The organism is Vibrio sp. RE88 (genome assembly GCF_013113835.1).
GTDB lineage: Bacteria > Pseudomonadota > Gammaproteobacteria > Enterobacterales > Vibrionaceae > Vibrio.
In genome coordinates this window covers 238,928-258,447 of record NZ_VTYQ01000004.1, presented here as the reverse complement: position 1 = coordinate 258,447, position 19,520 = coordinate 238,928, and the positions used below count along the sequence as shown (strand labels likewise).

The following is a 19,520-nucleotide window of genomic DNA, read 5'->3' as shown; positions in this document are numbered from 1 at the left end:
TATGAATCGACAAATAATGAAACTGATTAGCTTATTGGCGCTGGCTTTAGCCTTTGCAAGCCCTGCCGCTATGGCGGCTAATGTCTGGGCGACCGTCAGCAAGAATAAAGTCGTCAAGAACGAAGTGTTCCAACTTCGCGTTGTGGTCGACGAAAAAGTCTCTTCCGATGATATTGATTTCAGCGCACTGGAAAAAGATTTTTATGTCGGACGGCCTAGTTTTGGCTCTTCGATCAACATAGTCAATGGTGACCGTAGTACACGCAGTGAATGGAACCTAACACTGGCCGCTCAAACACTTGGTGTCGCCAATATTCCCGCCTTCACAGTTAATGGGGCAAGTTCAAAACCTATTGCTATTCAGGTGACTATGGATACCGATGAGCCTAAAGTATCCGATTTAGTTGAGCTGCGTAGTTCACTTGATAAGACGACGCTTTACCCAAATGAAAGTGCCTCATTACGTACTCGCCTGATCATTAAAGCAGATCCAAGACGCCTGCAAAGCCCTAATGTCATCCCTCCTCAAGTCGACGGATTGACCTTAGCTCAAATCGGTGAACCAAAGCAGTATCAAAGCGTTCTCGGTGGTGTGGAAGTCACCGTACTTGACCAAGCCTATCGCGTAACGGCAAACCAGCCCGGTGAATACACACTGCAAAGTGCCGCATTCAAAGGTTCCGTTGTTTATGGCAATGACCGAACAGGAACCACCAAACTTATCTCGGTTGATACGCCAGCAAAAACCTTTGCTATCAAAGTCGAAGATAAACCCGCTGGCTACAGTGGCGTATGGCTGCCGACATCAGAACTAAAGCTAACCCAAACATGGGTTGCGGCGAACGGGGAACCGATTCCTTCATCAACCACGCATCAGGCTAAAGTGGGCGATTCGATTACACGACAAGTCACCTTGGACATTGAAGGGCTCTCTTCTGACCGTTTCCCGAATCTGAAGATCAGCTATCCGCAAGGCATTCGTGTCTACGAAGAAAAGCCTCAGTTCACCCAGCTAAAGAATGGTTTCACGCGCATGACATTGAAGCAGGTACTCATTCCTCAGCAAACTGGTGATGTTCAACTTTCAGAGATCAATCTCAATTGGTGGGATAGCCAGAACAAACAGCAAAAGACCGCTCATCTAGATGGCATAGCGTTAGCTGTTAGCCCGGGAGAAAGCCTAAATATTCCTGTGCCCGCTTCTCAAATTTCAGCACCAGCCGAAGTAAAAACGGTTACTGTCAAAGATCCCGGTTTTTGGCCTTATCTCACTGCGCTGTTCGCCCTGCTTTGGGTTATCACAACCGCTTTATTGTTGAGAAAACGAAACACTACAGTGGAAAACCAGCAGAGGCCAATCGCACCACTCGATGCAAGTGGCCGCTTAGCTTCAGCGCTTGAAGAACAAGATCACTTTAAAGCACAACACTGCGCATCTGAATGGCTTCAAGAAGCCCAGATTAGCGATAAGGCGCTTCTTGCCGATATCCAAAATGAATTGGATGAAATGCAAAAATCACGTTTTTCTCAGCAAGAAACTGGCTGGAATGCTTCAAAACTGCTTAAACTAATTAAAAAGGTGGACAAAATGCCTCGAGCAAAAGGGAAGCCTGAGGAAACATTAGCGAAGCTTTAATACCGCGAAGGCACTGGTAGAGGCATTGTTCAGGTCCAAGTTCATTGTATCAATGAATAGCTGGAGGAATGATGTCGGCAATTGAAAAGCCAGATCCCAGTACTCATTATGTGATCCTATATTTTGATGGGTCCCAAATGACTTCGTTTGAAGTTGATGCGCATAGTCGGAATGAAGCGATAGAAGCGTTTAAAGACTTGGGATTTGCGGAGCGTGATATTTTCTCGATTTCTCCCTGATGACATCACGTAAACTCGAAAGGTAGCTTCACGGCTACCTTTCTGTTTTTTGGAAGAATAGTAAGACAATGAATGGCACTGCATTAAGGACGATAGTGACATTAGGGGCGCTACTTTTTACCTGTGCCTCATCCGCAATGGTCGACTTAGTTAAAGTCGACAAGTCCAAACGTCGCATGTATCTGATTGACAATGGTCAAGTAGTGAAAGAGTTTCGCATCGCGTTAGGTAAACACCCTAAAGGGCATAAAACTCAGGAAGGGGATCATCGAACGCCTGAGGGCCGCTACTACCTCGACTTCGTGATTGATAATTCAGAGTTCTATCGCTCAATCCACATCAGCTACCCTAACCCACGAGACATTGCTTATGCCGCAAAACTTCGCGTCGATCCGGGTGGTGACATTAAGATTCATGGATTAAGAAACGGGGAAAAGCGGCCCGCCAAGTTCGTACAAAGTTTTGACTGGACCAATGGCTGCATAGCCATTACCAACGAAGAAATGGATGAACTGCTCACTCTCGTGAAAACAGGAACACCCATTGAGATCCGCTGGTAATACTCAATCTTTACACACTTCTGGTTCAGCCGATTCCGCTTTTTTCTCTCTTGTGACCCACCAGCACAGCAGTGAACCGATTGTCACTAGAGCGACGCCTTGCAAAAAGGTATCCGTAAGAACCAAACCAAGGATCACCGAAGAAATAACGGTTGAAAGAACGGGCGTAAAGTAAGATAGCGTCGCTAAAAGCACCATGTTGCCGCCGATAATTGCGTAGTTCCAAAGCGCGTAGCCACTCCCCATCGCAATACCTGTAATCAGCAATAAGCCACCGGATTCAAGGTTAACGCTCATCCCTGTTTCGTTGCTGAGCGCGTATTTAATCCATAAGGTCACGGCCGTCATGATAAAAAACAGCGTAATCGGATTTTGCCCTTTGGAAATACGCTTAGTCAGATTGCAGTAGATTGCCCACAAAAACGCGCCTACAAATGCCATGGCGTAGGTTACAGGGTTAGTCGCCACATTGGCCGCAATCTGGGTGAAAGATAGCCCCTGATCGCCTGTGATACTCCAAGCCACACCAAAAAACGCAAGTGCAATAGCAGGATAAACGAGGATATTGGTTTTCTTCGGGCTGAACGTGACAGCCAATAAAACGGTCAGAGCTGGCCATAGGTAGTTAATCACCAGCATTTCTATGGCTTGTTGGCGAGAATTGGCCATAGCCAATGCAAGAGCCAAACATATTTCATAGGCGACAAACAGCCCACCACCAATCAATACATAGGTCAGAGAATAGCTTCTGATTTTTGGCAGACCCATTACCATCACTAAAAACAGAGAAGCGACAGTATAGATTGAAGCAGCGCCACCAATAGGCCCTAAAAACTCAGTGACCGTTCGCGCCAACCCCATCACACTGCTCCAAAGCAGGATGGCTAACACACCGCACAAAGTAAATTTATGTTGGCTCACTCTATTCTCTCAGATTAACAGCAAAGGAGCTTAACCTAGCGTTAACTGTCATTCTCTGTCAAATGTCTTATTAATTTTGCCGGAGTTCCACCATACAGGCTGTCAGGTGGCACATCACGCGTTACCACTGAATTAGCAGCGATGACACTGCGCGCACCAATAGTCACGCCTTGGTTGATTACCACATTGCCACCGATCCAGACATCATCTTCCACAATAATAGGCAAACAGGTGGTTTCCCAACCTCTTCGGCTTCGATAGTCCAAAGAATGACCCGCGGTATAGAACTGAGTGTTTGGGCCGATAAGTACATGGTCGCCAATCGTAATCTCAGACCCATCCAACATGGTCACATTCATATTGATGAAGGTGTTATCGCCAATTGATATGGTTTGGCCAAACTCACAGAGAAAAGGTGAGCGGATCATACTCGACTCACCAAAACGCTTCAGCAACTGGCGACAGGTTTCAGTACGCTGACTATCACTGGTATTGTGATTTAACTCTTGCAAGAGGCGTGTTGCTTGCTCACGAATGTTATTAACGCTGGGATCGGCCCCGTTAAACAACTGACCTGTGACCATTTTTTCAAACTCTGTCATAACGTTTTCCAATTAACTGCTTGAATGGGAAAGGTAAAATAGCGCGAATAAAAGATTGGAAAAAGAGAAAACCTAACCCGTGAACATTTCCGTAATTTACAAAAAAGCCGGGCTGTAAACCCGGCTTTCCATCTAAATAGAACAGGTTAAACTATTTCCCAACTGTGGGTCATTTCTACGCCAGCACCTAGCATCAGACACACTGAACAGTACTTTTCCAGAGAGTCTGCTGTTACTTTTGCGACAACGTCTGTATCCAGATTGTCACCCGACACTTCAAAGTGGATATTTACTTTGGTGAAAATACGAGGAGCTGCTTCACGACGCTCTGTCGTCAGTTTCGCAGTGCAGCTAGTCACCTTCTGCGAAGCTTCTTTAAGCCCATCAACCACGTCAACGGAGCTACAACCGCCTGCCGCCATCAGCACCATTTCCATTGGGCTTGGTGCTGTTGCACCACCATTGCCATCCATTACAACTGAATGACCAGATTGAGAGTGACCTAGAAACTTAAAATCTTCGATCCATTTAACTTCGGCTTGCATATCTTTCTCTCTTATACGTCTGTCGGGAATGTTACACCCGTTTGCTTGCGAATCTCTGTCAGCAATTTAGCCACAATCAGCGAGCGCTTCATACACTCTTCGTCAATTTTTTTCGTTTCAAATTGCTTAGCAAAAGCCAGTGCTTCGTAATACATAGGATTTGGATCTTGTTTAACACTCAAATCGACGCCTACACCACCTCTAGCAATCTTAGTCAGCTTTTTGCCCGTTGAAATCATCTCCATAAGCAACGCCCCTTCTTCACCTTGAATTTCACTCGGTAAATAAGAGTCACTGGTCTTGGAATGTTGCAGCACCACTTCAAAGCCATCGTAACCTAAGATAACGCTCCCGCTGCCATCGACACCACTGTCCAGCATCTGAGCCTGTGCTTTCACACTGAGAGGTTCGCCAAACAATTCAACTGCTGAGCCAACACAGTAGTAGCCAATGTCCATGATCGAACCGTTTGCAAAAGCAGGATTAAAGGTGTTTGGGTTTTCACCAGCCAGATACTTAGGGTAGCGTGACGAATACTGGCAATAAATGATCAACGCTTTTCGAATCTTACCAATGTTCTTACTATGCTCTTTCATTAGCTTGAAGTTCGGTGTGTGTGGCGACATGAACGCCTCAAAAAGAACCACATCATTCGCTAACGCAGTCTGATACATCTGTTGTGCTAACTTGTCATTCGCAGCCAGTGGCTTTTCACAGATGACGTGCTTACCTGCTTCAAGTAATTTCAATGCTTGTGGAGCGTGTAATGAGTTTGGGCTAGCAATGTAAATCACGTCAATCGACTTTGAAGTCGCTAACTTATCAAAATCATCAAAAAGAGTTGGTGATGCGTATTTCTCAGCAAACTCTTTCGCTTTCTCGATAGAGCGAGAATACACGCCAGCCAAAAGATATTGCTCTGTCTTCAACGCAGCTTCAATGAACTGATCGGTGATCCAGTTCGTCCCGATAACAGCAAGTCTAATCATCATTCCGTCTCCAATCATGACAAAAGGAGCCGATGGCTCCTTTGTTATTTATTTTTGTTCGTGTTGGCTATCTTACACTGTCATCACAACTCGTACCGCTAAAAATATCAGCACGGCGCCAGACAGGCGATCAATCAGTTGTGCTTTTGAGCGAATTTTGTCTAAAAGGCGTGGGCTCGATAGCAAGAAAGTAATCAGGGTATACCACAGACCGTCGATCACTAGCGGGGTCAGAACAATTAATGCTTTGGCCGTTAGACTGTCCCCAACCGCAACAAACTGGCTGAACAACGCGATAAAGAACAGCGCAATCTTAGGGCTGAGAATGGAGATAAGAAACCCTTCTTTTGCAGACTGCCAAGCCGATGTGTGCTCACCCGACTCCAGCTTCGCTGCCACACCACCTTTTGAGCGCAACGCATTGTAGCCAAGGTACGCCAGATACGCCGCACCAGAGTAACTGATCGCTTTAAAAAGCAGCGGTGACTGTTGCAGGACAACGGCAAGGCCAATCAGAGTAATGAAGGCGTAAATACCAATACCAAATGCATGTGCCCAAGCAGCTGCTAAGCCATTTTTTCGCCCCCCTGCGAGGCTATGTTTTGCGACCATAGCGAGACTCGGGCCGGGCGACATCGCCCCTAAAATACAAACCGTAAAAAGTGATAGCCAGATTGTGAGTGTCATTGTTTTTTCCTGAGGCTGAATCCATGTCGTTAAACTATCGCAGCGAATTAATGATTTGAAATCAAAGTTTATTATATCGGCTATGATTTAAAATCATACCTACAGAATAACTTGACGTGCGCATCGCGCGCAGAACCATCTCACGCATCCATTGATGCGCTTTGTCCTGATCGTATTTGGGGTGCCACATGAGCCAATACTGGTGTGCTTCTGTCTCAAATGGCAGAGGACGATATTCAAGGTTGTAATTCGCCGACAAGTTCAAAGCAATGTGCTCAGGTACCACCATCAGATAATCACTGGAAACCAAGGCATTGACCGCAGCGGAAAAGAACGGGACTTTTAAAGCAATTCGCCTTTCATACCCAAGAGATTTGAGGACAATATCGGTACTTGAATCCTTATCTCCTCCCCCAGTCACCTTCAAATGAGGGTAGCCCACCAGCTCTTCTTCTGTCAGAGTCTGCTTGGCCGACAACGGGTGAGATTTACGCATCAGGCAGACTGATTTGTCCTCACCGATTTTCACACTCGTCACATTAGCGGGCTTTTCTGGCTGCATGGTCGAGGCTAAGTGAATACCGGTTTCACCAAATTGTTGAAGATATTCTGGCTGCCATAAGCGATAGGCGAGATTGACGTTCGGCGATTGCTCCACCATAACGGCAACCACATCGGGCACTATGTATTGAGCAACATAGTCACTGGAAGATAGAACAAATTCTTGCTTCCAGGTTTGCGGATCGAAAGGTTTGTCATGCAGTAGTTGTTCAAACTCTCCTAATAAAAGATTGAGTTTTTCCTGCATGGCCAGTGCTCTTGGTGTCGGCACTAAGGCATTGCCTTCGCGCACCAATAAAGGGTCGCCACACAAGTCTCGAAGCTGAGCGAGCTGGCGACTCACGGCTGATTGAGTAATGTTGAGTCTATCTGCAGCTCTACTCACGTGGCACTCTTCAAGCAACACCTGCAATGAACGTAACAAGTTGAGGTTGATATGATTAAGAGACATGGCGTGTATTAAAGAATTCCGTGAGTACAGTGTGAGTCATCAGATGGCGTAGCTCGGGGATCGCCTGCAGTTCATCACGAATCTCATTGAGCCTTGCCATGGTAGGCACTTCGACAAACAACATCATGTCGGTCTCCCCTGTTATCGCATGACACCATTTCACACCATCAATCTTATAGATTGTCTCAGCATAGGACTCACAATAATGAGAGGAGGCTGACATGTCGAACTTTAATGCCATGTATGCCTGTATAAGATCCGGTTCGTCTTGAGCGATATTCGCATGGTAGCCAAGAATGACTTTTTCCTGTTCCAGCTTCTGAATTCTTGCCGTCACGGCTGAGCGTGACAAATTGACCTGTCGAGCAATATCACTGACCGAAGCTCTGGCGTGGTGTCTTAAAATATCGAGAATTTGATTGTCGAACTTATCCATATTACTTCCTGTCATACCTCAACTTATCCTGTTGATTTCAGGTAATGTGACACAAAAAGCCATTGGGCGAAAGAGTGCAAATTGTCTATTCACTCACCTGACTTCCGCCAAAGTGACATATAACTACGACAAATTGCTTGCTGTGTTTTTCCATATGTTTGAGTAAGCTATCAAAAAAAATATCAGGAAAGGAAACCATGAGTCAGCTAAAACAAGAAATCACATTACTCTCAGGCGTTGGGCAGCTCTCAACGACCTTGCTGGGAACTGGCCTTTTCATGGTACCAGCCATTGCCGCTGGTATTGCAGGTTCACTCTCACTTTGGGCATGGCTAATTCTATTTATTGCGATATGTCCGATAGCGTTGACCTTTGCTCAACTGGGAAAGCGCTATCCGAATGCAGGTGGCACGGCGCACTTCGTTCGCCAGGCATTTGATAAACGCCTAGAAAAAAGCGTTGCTTGGTTGTTTGTCAGTGTCATTCCGGTCGGTGTCCCTGCCGCGGTGGCGCTAGCCGCTGGCTTTTTACAGCAATTACTGCCTGAAGCGCTGAACTCCTCTATTTTCGCCCAACTGCTGACGGTGTTTCTGTTAATCGCTGTTAATCTGGCAGGCACAAAGTCATCGGGACGCCTTCAGACGCTTATTGCGCTCAGTATCTTCATCTTGGTCGCGGCATTTTGGTGGAAAGGTGATATTGGCGCGCAAGATCTGACGATGCCAGCGCTCTCCTCCGAATCAACTTGGAGTATTGGGGCTGCACTGGCCGTTATGTTTTGGTGCTTTGTCGGAATTGAAGCATTCGCCCACATGGGGGAAGAGTTTAAGAATCCACAACGGGATTTCCCTATTGCGATCATCATAGGCTGTTTTGTGGCGGGTGCAGCCTATTGGGCATGCTCTGTCGTCATACTCAAATACGGGGCTTACGGAAGCAGCGAATTTGACAGTACTTCCATACCTTGGCTGTCAGAGATGCTATTCGGTGAACAGTTTAAGCTTCTTATCAGCGTTCTCGGTTTTGCAGCCTGCTTTGCCAGCGTCAATCTATATACACAAAGCTTATCTAGGATGGTTTGGGCGCAGGCGCGCGAGTATAAGCCTCAAAGTGCGCTAGCTAGAGTCTCAATTCGAGGCGTCCCTGCAAACGCCACGTTGGCCGTTGGTGTAGTGTTGGTATTGTCATGCCTAGTGGGCGAAATTTCAGGGCTGGACTTAGAGTTCTTCCTTAAGCTGGCAAATGGTATTTTCGTTCTGGTGTATTTATTAGCGATGTTATCTGCCTACAAGCTCCTGACCGGCATCAGCAAATGGCTTGCGGGCGTGTCATTACTTATCTGCACAGGCGTGTTTGTCTGCTTAGGTTGGTCAATGCTATACGCTGTTGCTGTCTTTGTTTTATTGTCCCTACCATGGGGAAAGCGACAAACGCTGGACCAAAGTCAGGCTAAATAGCATAAGAGGTGACGGCGTCACCTTTAATTTCCAAAATGCTTTGAGGAAGCACCGCCTTCCAGTCTGAGCTTTTCTCCAGCGGCTCTGAGGCCAAAGCGATGTTCGCGCCCTCTTGTCGTATGAAGACGGTTGGCGCGTCATCATCAGAGCTATAACGAACCGCCCAAAACTGTTCTCCATCTGAAATACAAATCGACGCTTTTAACGGCTCTTCAATACCTTTCGATTTCATCATTTGGCTAATATCAATAATGGTTTTACGAATCGCTTCAACAGGCTGTTCACACAGGCCATTGTGGAGCATCAAAAGAAAAATCAGTTCACTGTCGGTCGTACCCATGCGTTTAAGGAACAATGATTCCGGTAACTGACTTTGCAGCTCATATTTAACGCGCTCAAATTCACCAATCTGACCATTGTGCAGAAACATCCAGTTGTCGATGATAAACGGATGGCAATTAGAGCGGGATACCTGTGTACCCGTAGATGAGCGAACATGCGCCATAAACCGATGAGAACGAATGTGATGTGCCAGAGAACGCAGGTTTTCATCTCCCCATGCCGGTAAGACTTCGTGGAACTGCCCAGGGGTGTCTCGCTCAGTGTACCAGCCTAACCCAAAGCCATCGGCGTTGACCCTTGTCACAGCTTTTCTTGCATCAAGGCTTTGATGCACCAGCGAGTGCTCAGGTTCATACACCAATTCGTCTAAGTAAATTGACTCTCCCTGATAGGCTAACCAACGGCACATATTCTCCCCTCAATTGATGACATTTTGTTCAATACAATCACGATTCAAATAATCGGGCAAGTGCTTGTATCCCGGGTTCGAGCTCTTGCAATGGCGTATTACCAAAACCGAGCACGACCGCTCGCCACTCTCGATGACTCTCCTTGTTATGTTCATAATAGCTCAGTGGCCGCAGCACGATCCCTTGCTTCTCTGCCCTAGTGACCCACTCTTGCTCATCTATTCCACCGTTCCATTTGAGCGTGACATGCAAACCTGCCGCCTGGCTGATGATCGTAACCCGTCCACCGAATGCTTGCTCTATTGCTTGGCTGACAACTTCATGCTTTTGTTTGTACAGTCGGCGCATTTTTCGTATATGACGCAGTAAATGGCCTTCAGCAATAAAGTCAGCTAACGCTTCCTGAGTATGCGATGGGGAGTCACCGCTCATGGCATCTTTTATTTCAAGACAGCGCTGAATTAAATTATCCGGCACCACCATATAACCTAACCTTAAGCCGTTAAACATCACTTTACTTAGTGAGCCGATATATATCACGTGCTCATCTAGCCCCATTTGGCCCGCTAATCCCTGTAAGCTGGTATAAGGCCGGTGTGCAAACTGAAACTCACTGTCATAATCATCTTCGATAATCCACCCTTGATTACTCGCCGCCCATTCAATCAACTTCAGACGATTTTCAGTGTTGATGGTCGTTCCCATCGGATATTGGTTACTCGGGGTGATGTATAGCGCTCGTGCTGTACTTTTCAGGACATCGCTCAACTCAAAGCCTGTTTCTTGGTACACCGTCAAAGGTTCCAGCTGATATTGGTTAAGTTCAAGCACCTTGGTCATTTGGGCATACCCGGGCTGCTCCATCAGAACTTTTTCACCTTGTGCCAGAGTCGCCGCCATCGCAATGGTCAAAGCCTGCTGAGCACCTGAAGTCACAATAACCCTTTGCGCTGAACAGTGAACGGAGCGGCTGGAAGACAAGTAATCAGACAGCGCCGCTCTAAGCGCTTCACTGCCCTGAATGTTTTGATTCCCGAGCAGCACTGGGCGTAGAACATGCCTTTGCAACAATCGTTGCCATTTACCAAGCGGAAACTGTGAAAGATCTGGAACGCCAGGTGCAAATGACGAATTGATATCAAAACAGTTGGACTCGACTGAAGAGGTACCCTGAGTCACGGTCGCTGGCACATATTTATCCGGTAGCTCAACCGCAACGTAGAACCCCGAGCCTTGCTTGCTTTCTATGTAGCCTTCCGCCAACAGCTGCTCATAAGCCGCCGTCACTGTATTACGACTCACATTGAGCTCACTGGCGAGCTTGCGCGTCGAAGGCAACTTACCCTGCAATGGCCACAAACTTTTCACTATTTTGGCTCGAATCGCATGAAATAACTGCTGTTGTAAGGTGTTCGCCCCACCTGAGAGGGTCAGATCTCCAATATCAATCAACGCCATTAACTGGACCTATAACTTTGTCAAAACTGGCTCTAAATAACATACCAGTTAAACATTAGATTGGAACCATAAATTACAAGCCAATGGAGAAACGCAATGCTATCAAACACAGAAAGGACCCAAATAAAAAAAGGCGCTCACAAAGCCGTGTTCGAAGACAAACATCTTGAACAAATTATTGATGAATCATTAATCGCCCATATCGCGATTAATGACGCTAACGGCCCTATTGTGATTCCTATATTGGCATGGCGTGTCGATGAACATGTGTATATCCATGGTGCGAACAACAGCCGATTACTACGCTCGTTAAAACAAGGCCACCAGACCTGCCTGACATTCACACTTTTTGATGGCTGGGTTTTAGCAAGATCGGCTTTTCACCACAGCGCCCACTATCGTTCAGCTGTGGTGTTTGGCCAATTTGAAGTAGTTGAAGAGAAGCAGGAGAAAGATCGTCTGCTCAATCATTTTATTGAGCAGATTGCCCCCGGAAGAACGGAGCAGGTCAGATTAAGTAGTGACAGAGAACTCGCCGCGACCATGGTGCTAAAGATGCAGTTAAGCGAAGCGTCGGTCAAGATCAGTCGTTTTGGTGTCAACGATGATGAATCCGATTTGGACCTTCCTGTGTGGGCTGGCGTCTTACCTTATCGGACGACAGTTGGCCCACTTGAGCCAGTAGAAGCATCCACACACCTGGAAGAGCCCGATTACAGCAGTGCTTATGGTGAGCGTTGGCACAACCCAGAGAACTAGCACTCAATCAAAACCGTAAAACGAGCCCCGCCTAGTTCGCTCTCACCTAAAGAAATACGCCAGTTGAGTCGCTTGGCGGCTTCTGAAGCAATGGTCAGCCCCAACCCAAAGCCGTCACTATGGCGGCTTTCATCAAGTCTGGAGAATGCCAGAAAGATCTCATCATACTTATCTTTTGGGATACCAGCCCCGTCATCTTCAATATCAATCACTAATGTGTTGTCAAAACCGATTAAAGTGATCGCGACCGCAGCATCTGCATAACGGAATGCGTTTTGAAGCAGATTATCAATCACCAAATTAGCTAAGGTTTCCAATACATCCATAGCTGGGGCGGGCTCAGTCAAAGAGGCATGAAAGTTGATTTGTTTGTTGTGATGCTCTTGCCTGTCAATACGCTGTTTAAGCCAGTGTTCAGGGAGAAGGTTTTGTGTATCAAGCAATTCGCGCTCCGTCAAACCTCCGACTCGGGAGATTTGTACCACGCTGGCAGTCAGCGAGGAAATATCGTCAACATATCGGTCAATATCATCAAAAAACGGTTCTTGCTCATGAACGGCATTGCGCCTAGCCATATCACTGGCTAGCTGAATTCGGCTGAGCGGCGTTCTGACTTCATGAGGAATAGCCTGCGTGTAGATCTGACTCTGCCTCACATGGCCTTCAATATCATCCGCCATATGGTTGAAACTCTCGGCCAGTTCCTTGAGGGGAAGTCGGAAGTTGCCACTGTCAATACGTGCACTAAACTCACCACACCCAAAGCGACGAGACGCACGGTTAAGCTGATTAATTTGGTTGTGTAGATGGCGAATAGGGACATAAACAAATACGCCTAAGCTGACAAATATCCAGGCAATAAGGCCAATGACGAACATCACTTCGGAGTCTTCATACCATTCAAATTGAGGTTCGAAAAAATCTCGATTCTCACTGAACATGAGACTTTTCGCCGAGTTGGGCAACGGAAATACCGCCGCATACAAGTTATCTTCGACTAGATAAATGGGAATCGATTTCAATCGGTACAGCTCACGACAATCTGAGCATGGCAGCGCCTCAGGTTTTACATTAACCAATGACAGATTAAAGATGTAAAACTGCTGCTGCCCCGTGTTGGTCAACTCTTTATAAAGGGAGTTGGGCTGACCACGTTGTTCGATGTATTGATTAACGAAAAACTGCCCATCATTGAGGAATATCTCGACTTCACTTCTGCGCATGAAGTCAGAGCCCAAAATAAGAAACGCAACAACAGTGATCACAAGTCCAGTTGCCAGACTAATGTACGCTTTGGTAAAAGTGGAACGAACCATATTCGATTACGCCGCTGTGAGCATATAGCCCTGATTGCGAATGGTTTTGATCTGAGCGTTATTTACATCTGCTCGGGCTAATTTTCTCCGTAAGCCAGAAATACGCATATCAATGGAGCGATCATTGAAGGTGTATTCTATCCCACGGGATGACTGACAACAGAGATCTCGTGATACCGCTTTGTCGGGTGATTGAACCAGCAAAAGAAGAATGTCGAACTCCGCCTGAGTCAGGTCAATGTTTTTGCTGCGATAAAAAGCCACTTTACGTAAAGGGCACAACTTAAACCCATAAGCTTCGTAGTTATGCGTCGATGGCTCCTGCCCCGCTGCCGCATAACGACGTAAATGAGCTTCAAGACGCGCAACCAAGACATGGCCACGAATTGGTTTAGTCAAATAATCATCGGCGCCCAATTTTAGTAAACTGACTTCACTCAACTCCTCTTGAACCGCTGTCTGTACAATCACGACGCCCTGATAGAAGGTTCGTAGCTTTTTAAGAACCGTCGCACCGTCTTCTCCCGGTAACATGAGATCCAATAACACAACGTCAGGCTGGTAGCGCGTCACCGCATCTACCGCTTTATCACCTGAATACACCACCTCAACACCATATCCTTCGGCTTCAAGGTACATTTGAGTCAGTCTTGCGATTTCCTTATCGTCTTCAACAAGAAGCACTCTGTAATTCACAATCTACTTTCGCAACCATTTATAAATTGACGCAAATTATATATTAGACGATTACCTGCTCAAGCGAGGAAATTGAGATTGCGCCCTCTGCCACACTGGATTTTGTAAGAGCTCACTTACAATCGATTACATTATTCGCTTTTTCCACTCGAATTCGATGTTACTCACAGCCCCACTCTAGGCTTCATATCGTGCCCACACCGAATTCAGAAGGCGCTGTCTTTTGAACTGAATGTTTATGCTCTTACAAATCGCAGTGGATCTATTCGACAATCTAGTCACTCTCTTTATCATTCACCGAAATTATCATTTAATCAGTAAATAATGAAATGAACCCTAGCCGCTCTCTTCTTCTCTCGACACTAACCGTCGCCTTGTTATCTGGCTGTAACAGTGATGATACGAATCCAACATCAACAACAGCCAGTGCCGTTAATGTCTACAGCTCAGCAACCAACTGTAGTGTTCAGACTGGCGCAAATGCTTGTCAGTTCGATAAAGGCATTTATGTCCTGAGTATTGGGCCAAATGTCTCTGAAACGCAGCGTGCTCGGGTACAAACCCAAATTAACAATCTAGCTAGCTGGGCACACAGTGATGTGCAAAAGCAGTTCGCCCAGAAAACCTTGGTCATTGGCGTCATAGAAAAAGAGCCTGCGGGAAGTGCTGACTATGAAACCTTCGTCCTTAATTTGGCAAAGCAGGTAAACACATCCTCAGGTATTGACGGCATTGAGCTTGTTTACACCAATAACGGCGGTGGTGACGAAACACTAAAAAACACCTCTTACCAAAAGATGTTGCAGCTTTACGATTACTATGTCGATGAAGACGCGTTAACCACACAAGGCGCCGAAGTCGCCAGTGCATATCAAGAGTTCCAGCGCCTTCTGTCATTGCAAACTGGCGCGACTAAGCTCGAATACGACCCATGTAACTACGGAAACGGTCAGCTCGCCGCCAATACATGCCCTGCCCCAGATGACAAAGGGGACGAAGACCCGATCCACACGGTCAGCAAGGATCTCAACCCAGGCGCTCTATTGGGTTCGATGTATGAATACAAAGTTGACCCAAGCCTAGGCACCTATCCCGGTGAGCTAAAACCTTCATTTACAGCAACCGGGGATGTGGCTAGCCAAGACTCAAACGCAACAGATAACCCTCTTAACTGGACGCATAGAGCGTTTGCGCCACTGAACAACTTCCTTAATAGCTGGTTTTTCGTCAATAAGAAGTAAATAGATATGAACAAACACCTACTCGTTAGCGCTATGGCGCTTGCCCTTACCGCTTGTGGTAGCACCGCTATCATGGATAAATCGGCCGCTGTCAAAGCTCAGCCAGAGATCAACATAAAGACCGACAATAATTTATGGAAGCTCGGCCGAGAAGGCACTTTTGATATCGCTGGTATTTATAAAGGTAAGTACTCTCGCAGCGCCTCTTCATCAACGTGGTTCAACAAACTGTCTTTTAAAGATGGAGAAATGGCCGCAGAAGTCACTCGTAACAGTGATGGAAAAACATGGGTGCTGACCTGCACAGGTGGCGGTGTCTCGTACAACTACATGGGCGTAGAATTCGGTGGCAACGATCCTTATACCTGCGATATCAGCTCAGATGAGAAAAACGTTGGTGAATACAAAATTGAGCCAGACGCTGGGGTACTGGATATCGGCTTCGATAAAACAGAGAAAGGCTTAGTAAGAATTGGCACCACCCACTTTAACGTGAAGACCATTCATACTGGTGAAGGCTTACTTGTGCCAGTCGACACACCACTTGGCTACAGCTTTGAGCGTGGAACACAAGAAGTCGCAGCAGTGCAAACTAATGGCGCACTCACAATCCAGATGCTTGACTCGCTGAACGATGACGAGCGAGACACTTTGGTGGTCGGCGCGATTGCTAGTGCGCTCGGTTGGCGCCCGCAAGAATAAGCTAATTGATAAGCGCCATTGCGGCGCTTTTTTGTTCTCTGCGCTTAAAGGTAATAACGCTGTACGTACTGGTTTGGTGTCAAACCCCGATGTTTTTTAAACATACGATTAAAGCTAGCGATGTTTTGATACCCTAAGCGCTGAGCAATATCGTCAATCTCGATACCATGACGCAGCATTTCTACCGCAATGTTACTCAATACATAACCACTCACCGTGGTGAAGTTCATTCCTAAATTACGCAACCGACGTTGAAATTGCTGCACTGACAGCCCGAGTAAGCTCGAAACATTTTCCACCGTTGGCAGCCCATAATGACGGCTGTAGTTTAGGATTTCATAAATCACTTTCACTTCGTCTTCTGGGTCAGGCATATTAAGCAGCTCGTCCAAGTCGGCAAAATTCATCGCTAGGCGCCCTTTCTGCAGCCTCGCCTGCTGCTTGGTGGCTAAACGCAGTTCCGAATGAAACCATATCTCCGTGGACGAATGACTCCATTCCACCTCACAGCCAAAATACGCTTCATATTTAGCTGTATTCTTGCGAGAACCAGACAGTTGTACTCTGAGTGGAGAAAAATCCTGACCAAGATACGTACGTAAGATCTTGGTGAGTGCCATCACCATACGGACACTGTCGTGTACTTTACATTCAGGTTCGATCATTGGGTTCCGATACGCCCACTTGATCAGTGAACCACTCAGGGATGCAGATAGAAATGCTCCGCTTTGCAGACTACTAAATCCATAATTCACACGTCGAATGGTCGACGCGAGATCGCTGCCAGAAAGAAGCCAGTGAGAAATAACACCTATCTGCCCAACATCAACATCACGGTTGATATCAAGAATCACATCGGGGTTGCCTGTAACCCGCTCTAACTTTTCAAACCAGCGATTCACTTCTGCCATTGGGATCAACGTCATCGGATTACGAAACGCCGACTCCGGAATCGCCAGTTCGTCTTCATCGATTTGGTAGCGTAACCTCGCTTCCTGATGAATGTGCCGAATTCCTAGCACACGCATAAAGCGTACTTTATCCATATACAGATCACATCAATTAGGCATTCAATATGAATCAATCTGTCATATCCAAAGCTAATTTTCAAATCCGAAACACAATACAGATCCTTATTAATAAAGGAGCCTTGAATGAGTTTATTAAGTGTCCCGTTCGTGGGAACCGGTGCAGACACCGCATTACACATCGTCGCAACTGTTGTCTTGATTGCGACTGTCGGTGCGGCTCTGTTTGGATTCTGGAAGTTTCACGAACTACCAATCAACAAAGCCCATAGCAAAGATCATCATCAAATAGGACTGATAACGGCGCTGACATGGATTGGTTTCATCTGGCACTGGGTTTGGGTAGTCGCAGTCATTGTTGCTTTCGTCGATATGGACAAAGCCATTGTGAACCTACGCGACACTTGGCGTCACGCCCCCAACACAAAAGATAAACAGGAGGAGGCTTAATGTTAGAAGGTTTAGCTGTCTGGGCACTTTTTATTTACCTGCTAAGACTGGTGGGTATGCCGTGGAATACCGCGACCAAGTCATTCGCCTATTTAGGTGGCGTTTCTTGGTTGATGTTTGTTTGGGTCGGATTGATCAACTATACACCAATGGATTTATCTGGCGGTTCGGTGGTGCAATCCCCCCATATCCAGTTACGCCCGGATTCTCCTAACGTAACAGGCAAAGTCGACAAGATTTACATTGAACCCAACCAAAAGGTAAAGAAAGGCCAACTGATTTACGAGATTGACTCGACTCAATACCAAATCGCCTATAACCAGGCAAAAGTAGAAGAAGAGTCGGCGATGGTGGAGCTTGAAGTGGCATTTGAGGATATTTCAATCTCACAAGCAACGTACGAGTCAATGGTTCAAGATTTAGAGACTACAGAAAGCCAACTTGCTGCTGCCAAAGCCGACTACAGTCTGCAAAACAAAATGTTAAAGCGTTACAGAGAGCAAAACCGTGTAGTGAATAACACCATCACCGCGAGCGATATTGATAAGCAGGAAACAGCCGTCACTAAGGCGCGACACAACGTCTCAACCATAGAATCAAAGCTGAAAACGAAACAGGTCGACACTGAAAAAGCCAAACTCGCGATCGCGAAATCGGAATTAGCGGTTAAATCCAAGCACGCCGATTGGAAAAAGTCACAAGAGAAACTCGCAAAAGCAAAATGGGAGCTGGACAGCACCAAAGTTCACGCCCCTGCCGACGGCTTTGTTACTAACTTCATCTTACGTGAAGGGCAACGTGTCTCAATGTTGCCAAGGTTACAGATGTACACAGATGAAAAATACGTGCTAATGCGTGTGAATCATCAGGCGATTCGCAACGTTAAGCCGGGGCAAAATGCAGAATTTTCTTCCTCAGTTTATCCAGGTAAGATCTTTTCTGCTCAAGTCGAGGGCATCGTGGAGGCCACTGGCGAGTCACAAAGCAACTTGCTTGGCCTGGATGACTCGGTGCGTGTGACGACGGGCAAGAACTTGCAAAACAAGCATCACTTCGTCCGTTTAAAAATAGAAGAAACCGATGGCTATGACATTCCCGTTGGTTCTGTCGGGCTCGCTTGGGTAAGTGGCGAAAAACCCGTTGGCTTTATGGCATTCCTTGATGTCATTCGAGGTATCATCATTCGTATGAAGTCTCAGCTTTACTACTTCTACTCTATTTAACACTCCCCTGTAAAAAGCTCGGTTGACCCGAGCTTTTCTTTTGCGTCCAGTATTACGCCAATCAATAGACTTTGTTACTGCTTTTAAGTGTAATATTGCATATGCACCTTAGCTCGCCTGTTTCACTCTATTCTACAAGTTCAACTTTCACGAAATTATGCCAATCTACTCAATCTGAGAGCCTCCATCTGCCCCTATTCTTTTGTATCGATTAAACATGGCCTCATTCTCAGTGATAAGAATGGCAAGCGTTACAAGAAACATTCTAAACAAAAAACGAGACTAATAGGGCTTGAATGCCCGCATAAACTGTGTGATATGTCATTAGCAATATTGAGGTTATTTGCAAAATGCAATTTCATATTGCAACCGTTTGCTTCCAAAATGGCGTTTAGTGGTCAAATAGTGGGCAATTACGCTCTATAAAAGTTGGCACATATACTGCAAATACTAAAGTGACCCTTCTTAAGCCGAGGGTCACCTAGCCAACTGACGTTGTTAGTGAACCGAATTTGTTCACACTTATTTAAGCCAATCTTACTTATTGAGGTTGGCTTTTTTTCTACCTGCTGCCAATAAACTTATCATCTACTTTGATTGCTACATTGATGTGTCAGTTCGATGATCGTCACATGGCACTGACTCGCTCAATAATTGCACGCTTTATCTTTTATCTTCGGTCGATTCATCGAATTTCTGACGTTTTAATGTGATAAATAACCGCTATAGACCTTATTTCCCTCCAATGACTAAAAATCAGATATTAATTGGCACATCCACACAAGAAACGTTCAAAATCACATCAGAAGAC

At 46.2% G+C, this 19,520-nt stretch carries 20 protein-coding genes; 8 read left to right on the top strand and 12 right to left on the bottom strand.

Annotation, left to right across the window (positions count from 1 at the left end):
• The first annotated feature begins 1 nt into the window (after position 1).
• Positions 2–1,636, top strand: a complete 1,635-nt coding sequence (locus F0265_RS11265) for a BatD family protein (protein ID WP_253809430.1) — start codon at positions 2–4, stop codon at positions 1,634–1,636.
• Positions 1,637–1,943: 307 nt separating this feature from the next.
• Positions 1,944–2,435, top strand: coding sequence for a L,D-transpeptidase family protein (locus F0265_RS11260; protein WP_045985803.1), 492 nt, complete (start codon positions 1,944–1,946; stop codon positions 2,433–2,435).
• Positions 2,436–2,438: 3 nt separating this feature from the next.
• Here the strand turns inward: F0265_RS11260 and yddG are convergent, their stop codons facing one another.
• The 7 genes from yddG to F0265_RS11225 form a co-directional block, all read right to left on the bottom strand.
• Positions 2,439–3,356, bottom strand: coding sequence for an aromatic amino acid DMT transporter YddG (yddG, locus tag F0265_RS11255; protein ID WP_171748943.1), 918 nt, complete (start codon positions 3,354–3,356; stop codon positions 2,439–2,441).
• A gap of 41 nt (positions 3,357–3,397) precedes the next feature.
• The gene (locus tag F0265_RS11250) at positions 3,398–3,958 is read right to left on the bottom strand and encodes a sugar O-acetyltransferase (RefSeq protein ID WP_171748942.1); all 561 of its coding nucleotides are present in this window, start codon (positions 3,956–3,958) and stop codon (positions 3,398–3,400) included.
• 146 nt (positions 3,959–4,104) lie between these two features.
• Positions 4,105–4,503, bottom strand: a complete 399-nt coding sequence (locus tag F0265_RS11245) for an OsmC family protein (RefSeq protein ID WP_171748941.1) — start codon at positions 4,501–4,503, stop codon at positions 4,105–4,107.
• 11 nt (positions 4,504–4,514) lie between these two features.
• Entirely contained in the window at positions 4,515–5,492 is a 978-nt protein-coding gene (locus F0265_RS11240) for a Gfo/Idh/MocA family oxidoreductase (RefSeq protein WP_171749137.1), read from the bottom strand.
• A gap of 72 nt (positions 5,493–5,564) precedes the next feature.
• Entirely contained in the window at positions 5,565–6,179 is a 615-nt protein-coding gene (locus tag F0265_RS11235; protein ID WP_171748940.1) for a LysE family translocator, read from the bottom strand.
• Between the two features lie 61 nt (positions 6,180–6,240).
• Entirely contained in the window at positions 6,241–7,191 is a 951-nt protein-coding gene (locus F0265_RS11230) for a LysR family transcriptional regulator (RefSeq protein WP_171748939.1), read from the bottom strand.
• A complete protein-coding gene (locus F0265_RS11225) occupies positions 7,181–7,627 on the bottom strand; it encodes an Lrp/AsnC family transcriptional regulator (RefSeq protein WP_019275623.1) in 447 nt (148 codons plus the stop codon). Before F0265_RS11225 ends, F0265_RS11230 begins: the two co-directional genes overlap by 11 nt.
• A gap of 197 nt (positions 7,628–7,824) precedes the next feature.
• Between F0265_RS11225 and yjeH the strand changes: the two genes are divergently transcribed.
• On the top strand, positions 7,825–9,084 hold the full coding sequence (gene yjeH / locus F0265_RS11220; protein WP_171748938.1) for an L-methionine/branched-chain amino acid transporter: 1,260 nt from the start codon (positions 7,825–7,827) through the stop codon (positions 9,082–9,084).
• On the opposite strand, the gene F0265_RS11215 is transcribed toward yjeH, so the two are convergent.
• Positions 9,077–9,835 (bottom strand): class II glutamine amidotransferase, encoded by a 759-nt coding sequence (locus tag F0265_RS11215; RefSeq protein ID WP_171748937.1) that lies wholly within the window; start codon positions 9,833–9,835, stop codon positions 9,077–9,079. The genes yjeH and F0265_RS11215 overlap by 8 nt on opposite strands.
• A 37-nt stretch (positions 9,836–9,872) precedes the next feature.
• Positions 9,873–11,294 (bottom strand): PLP-dependent aminotransferase family protein, encoded by a 1,422-nt coding sequence (locus tag F0265_RS11210; protein ID WP_171748936.1) that lies wholly within the window; start codon positions 11,292–11,294, stop codon positions 9,873–9,875.
• Between the two features lie 96 nt (positions 11,295–11,390).
• Here F0265_RS11210 and F0265_RS11205 point away from each other — a divergent pair, with 96 nt between their 5' ends.
• Positions 11,391–12,053, top strand: a complete 663-nt coding sequence (locus F0265_RS11205) for a pyridoxamine 5'-phosphate oxidase family protein (protein WP_171748935.1) — start codon at positions 11,391–11,393, stop codon at positions 12,051–12,053.
• Here F0265_RS11205 and F0265_RS11200 read toward each other — a convergent pair.
• Both F0265_RS11200 and F0265_RS11195 read right to left on the bottom strand, forming a co-directional pair.
• Positions 12,050–13,369 carry an ATP-binding protein gene (locus tag F0265_RS11200; RefSeq protein ID WP_171748934.1) on the bottom strand — a complete coding sequence of 440 codons (1,320 nt, stop codon included), beginning with the start codon at positions 13,367–13,369 and terminating at the stop codon, positions 12,050–12,052. The two genes, F0265_RS11205 and F0265_RS11200, sit on opposite strands and share 4 nt — an antisense overlap.
• Before the next feature lie 6 nt (positions 13,370–13,375).
• Positions 13,376–14,068: a response regulator transcription factor gene (locus tag F0265_RS11195; RefSeq protein ID WP_345775867.1), complete on the bottom strand. Its 693-nt coding sequence runs from the start codon at positions 14,066–14,068 to the stop codon at positions 13,376–13,378.
• Positions 14,069–14,394: 326 nt separating this feature from the next.
• Here F0265_RS11195 and F0265_RS11190 point away from each other — a divergent pair, with 326 nt between their 5' ends.
• Positions 14,395–15,306 (top strand): histidine ammonia-lyase, encoded by a 912-nt coding sequence (locus F0265_RS11190; protein ID WP_171748933.1) that lies wholly within the window; start codon positions 14,395–14,397, stop codon positions 15,304–15,306.
• Positions 15,307–15,312: 6 nt separating this feature from the next.
• Positions 15,313–16,008, top strand: coding sequence for a hypothetical protein (locus F0265_RS11185; RefSeq protein ID WP_171748932.1), 696 nt, complete (start codon positions 15,313–15,315; stop codon positions 16,006–16,008).
• A gap of 44 nt (positions 16,009–16,052) precedes the next feature.
• Here F0265_RS11185 and F0265_RS11180 read toward each other — a convergent pair whose 3' ends face one another.
• On the bottom strand, positions 16,053–17,054 hold the full coding sequence (locus F0265_RS11180; protein ID WP_253809428.1) for an AraC family transcriptional regulator: 1,002 nt from the start codon (positions 17,052–17,054) through the stop codon (positions 16,053–16,055).
• Positions 17,055–17,162: 108 nt separating this feature from the next.
• Here F0265_RS11180 and F0265_RS11175 point away from each other — a divergent pair, with 108 nt between their 5' ends.
• A complete protein-coding gene (locus tag F0265_RS11175; protein ID WP_021455416.1) occupies positions 17,163–17,486 on the top strand; it encodes a hypothetical protein in 324 nt (107 codons plus the stop codon).
• A complete protein-coding gene (locus tag F0265_RS11170; RefSeq protein WP_171748931.1) occupies positions 17,486–18,709 on the top strand; it encodes an efflux RND transporter periplasmic adaptor subunit in 1,224 nt (407 codons plus the stop codon). Before F0265_RS11175 ends, F0265_RS11170 begins: the two co-directional genes overlap by 1 nt.
• Positions 18,710–19,520: the final 811 nt, after the last annotated feature.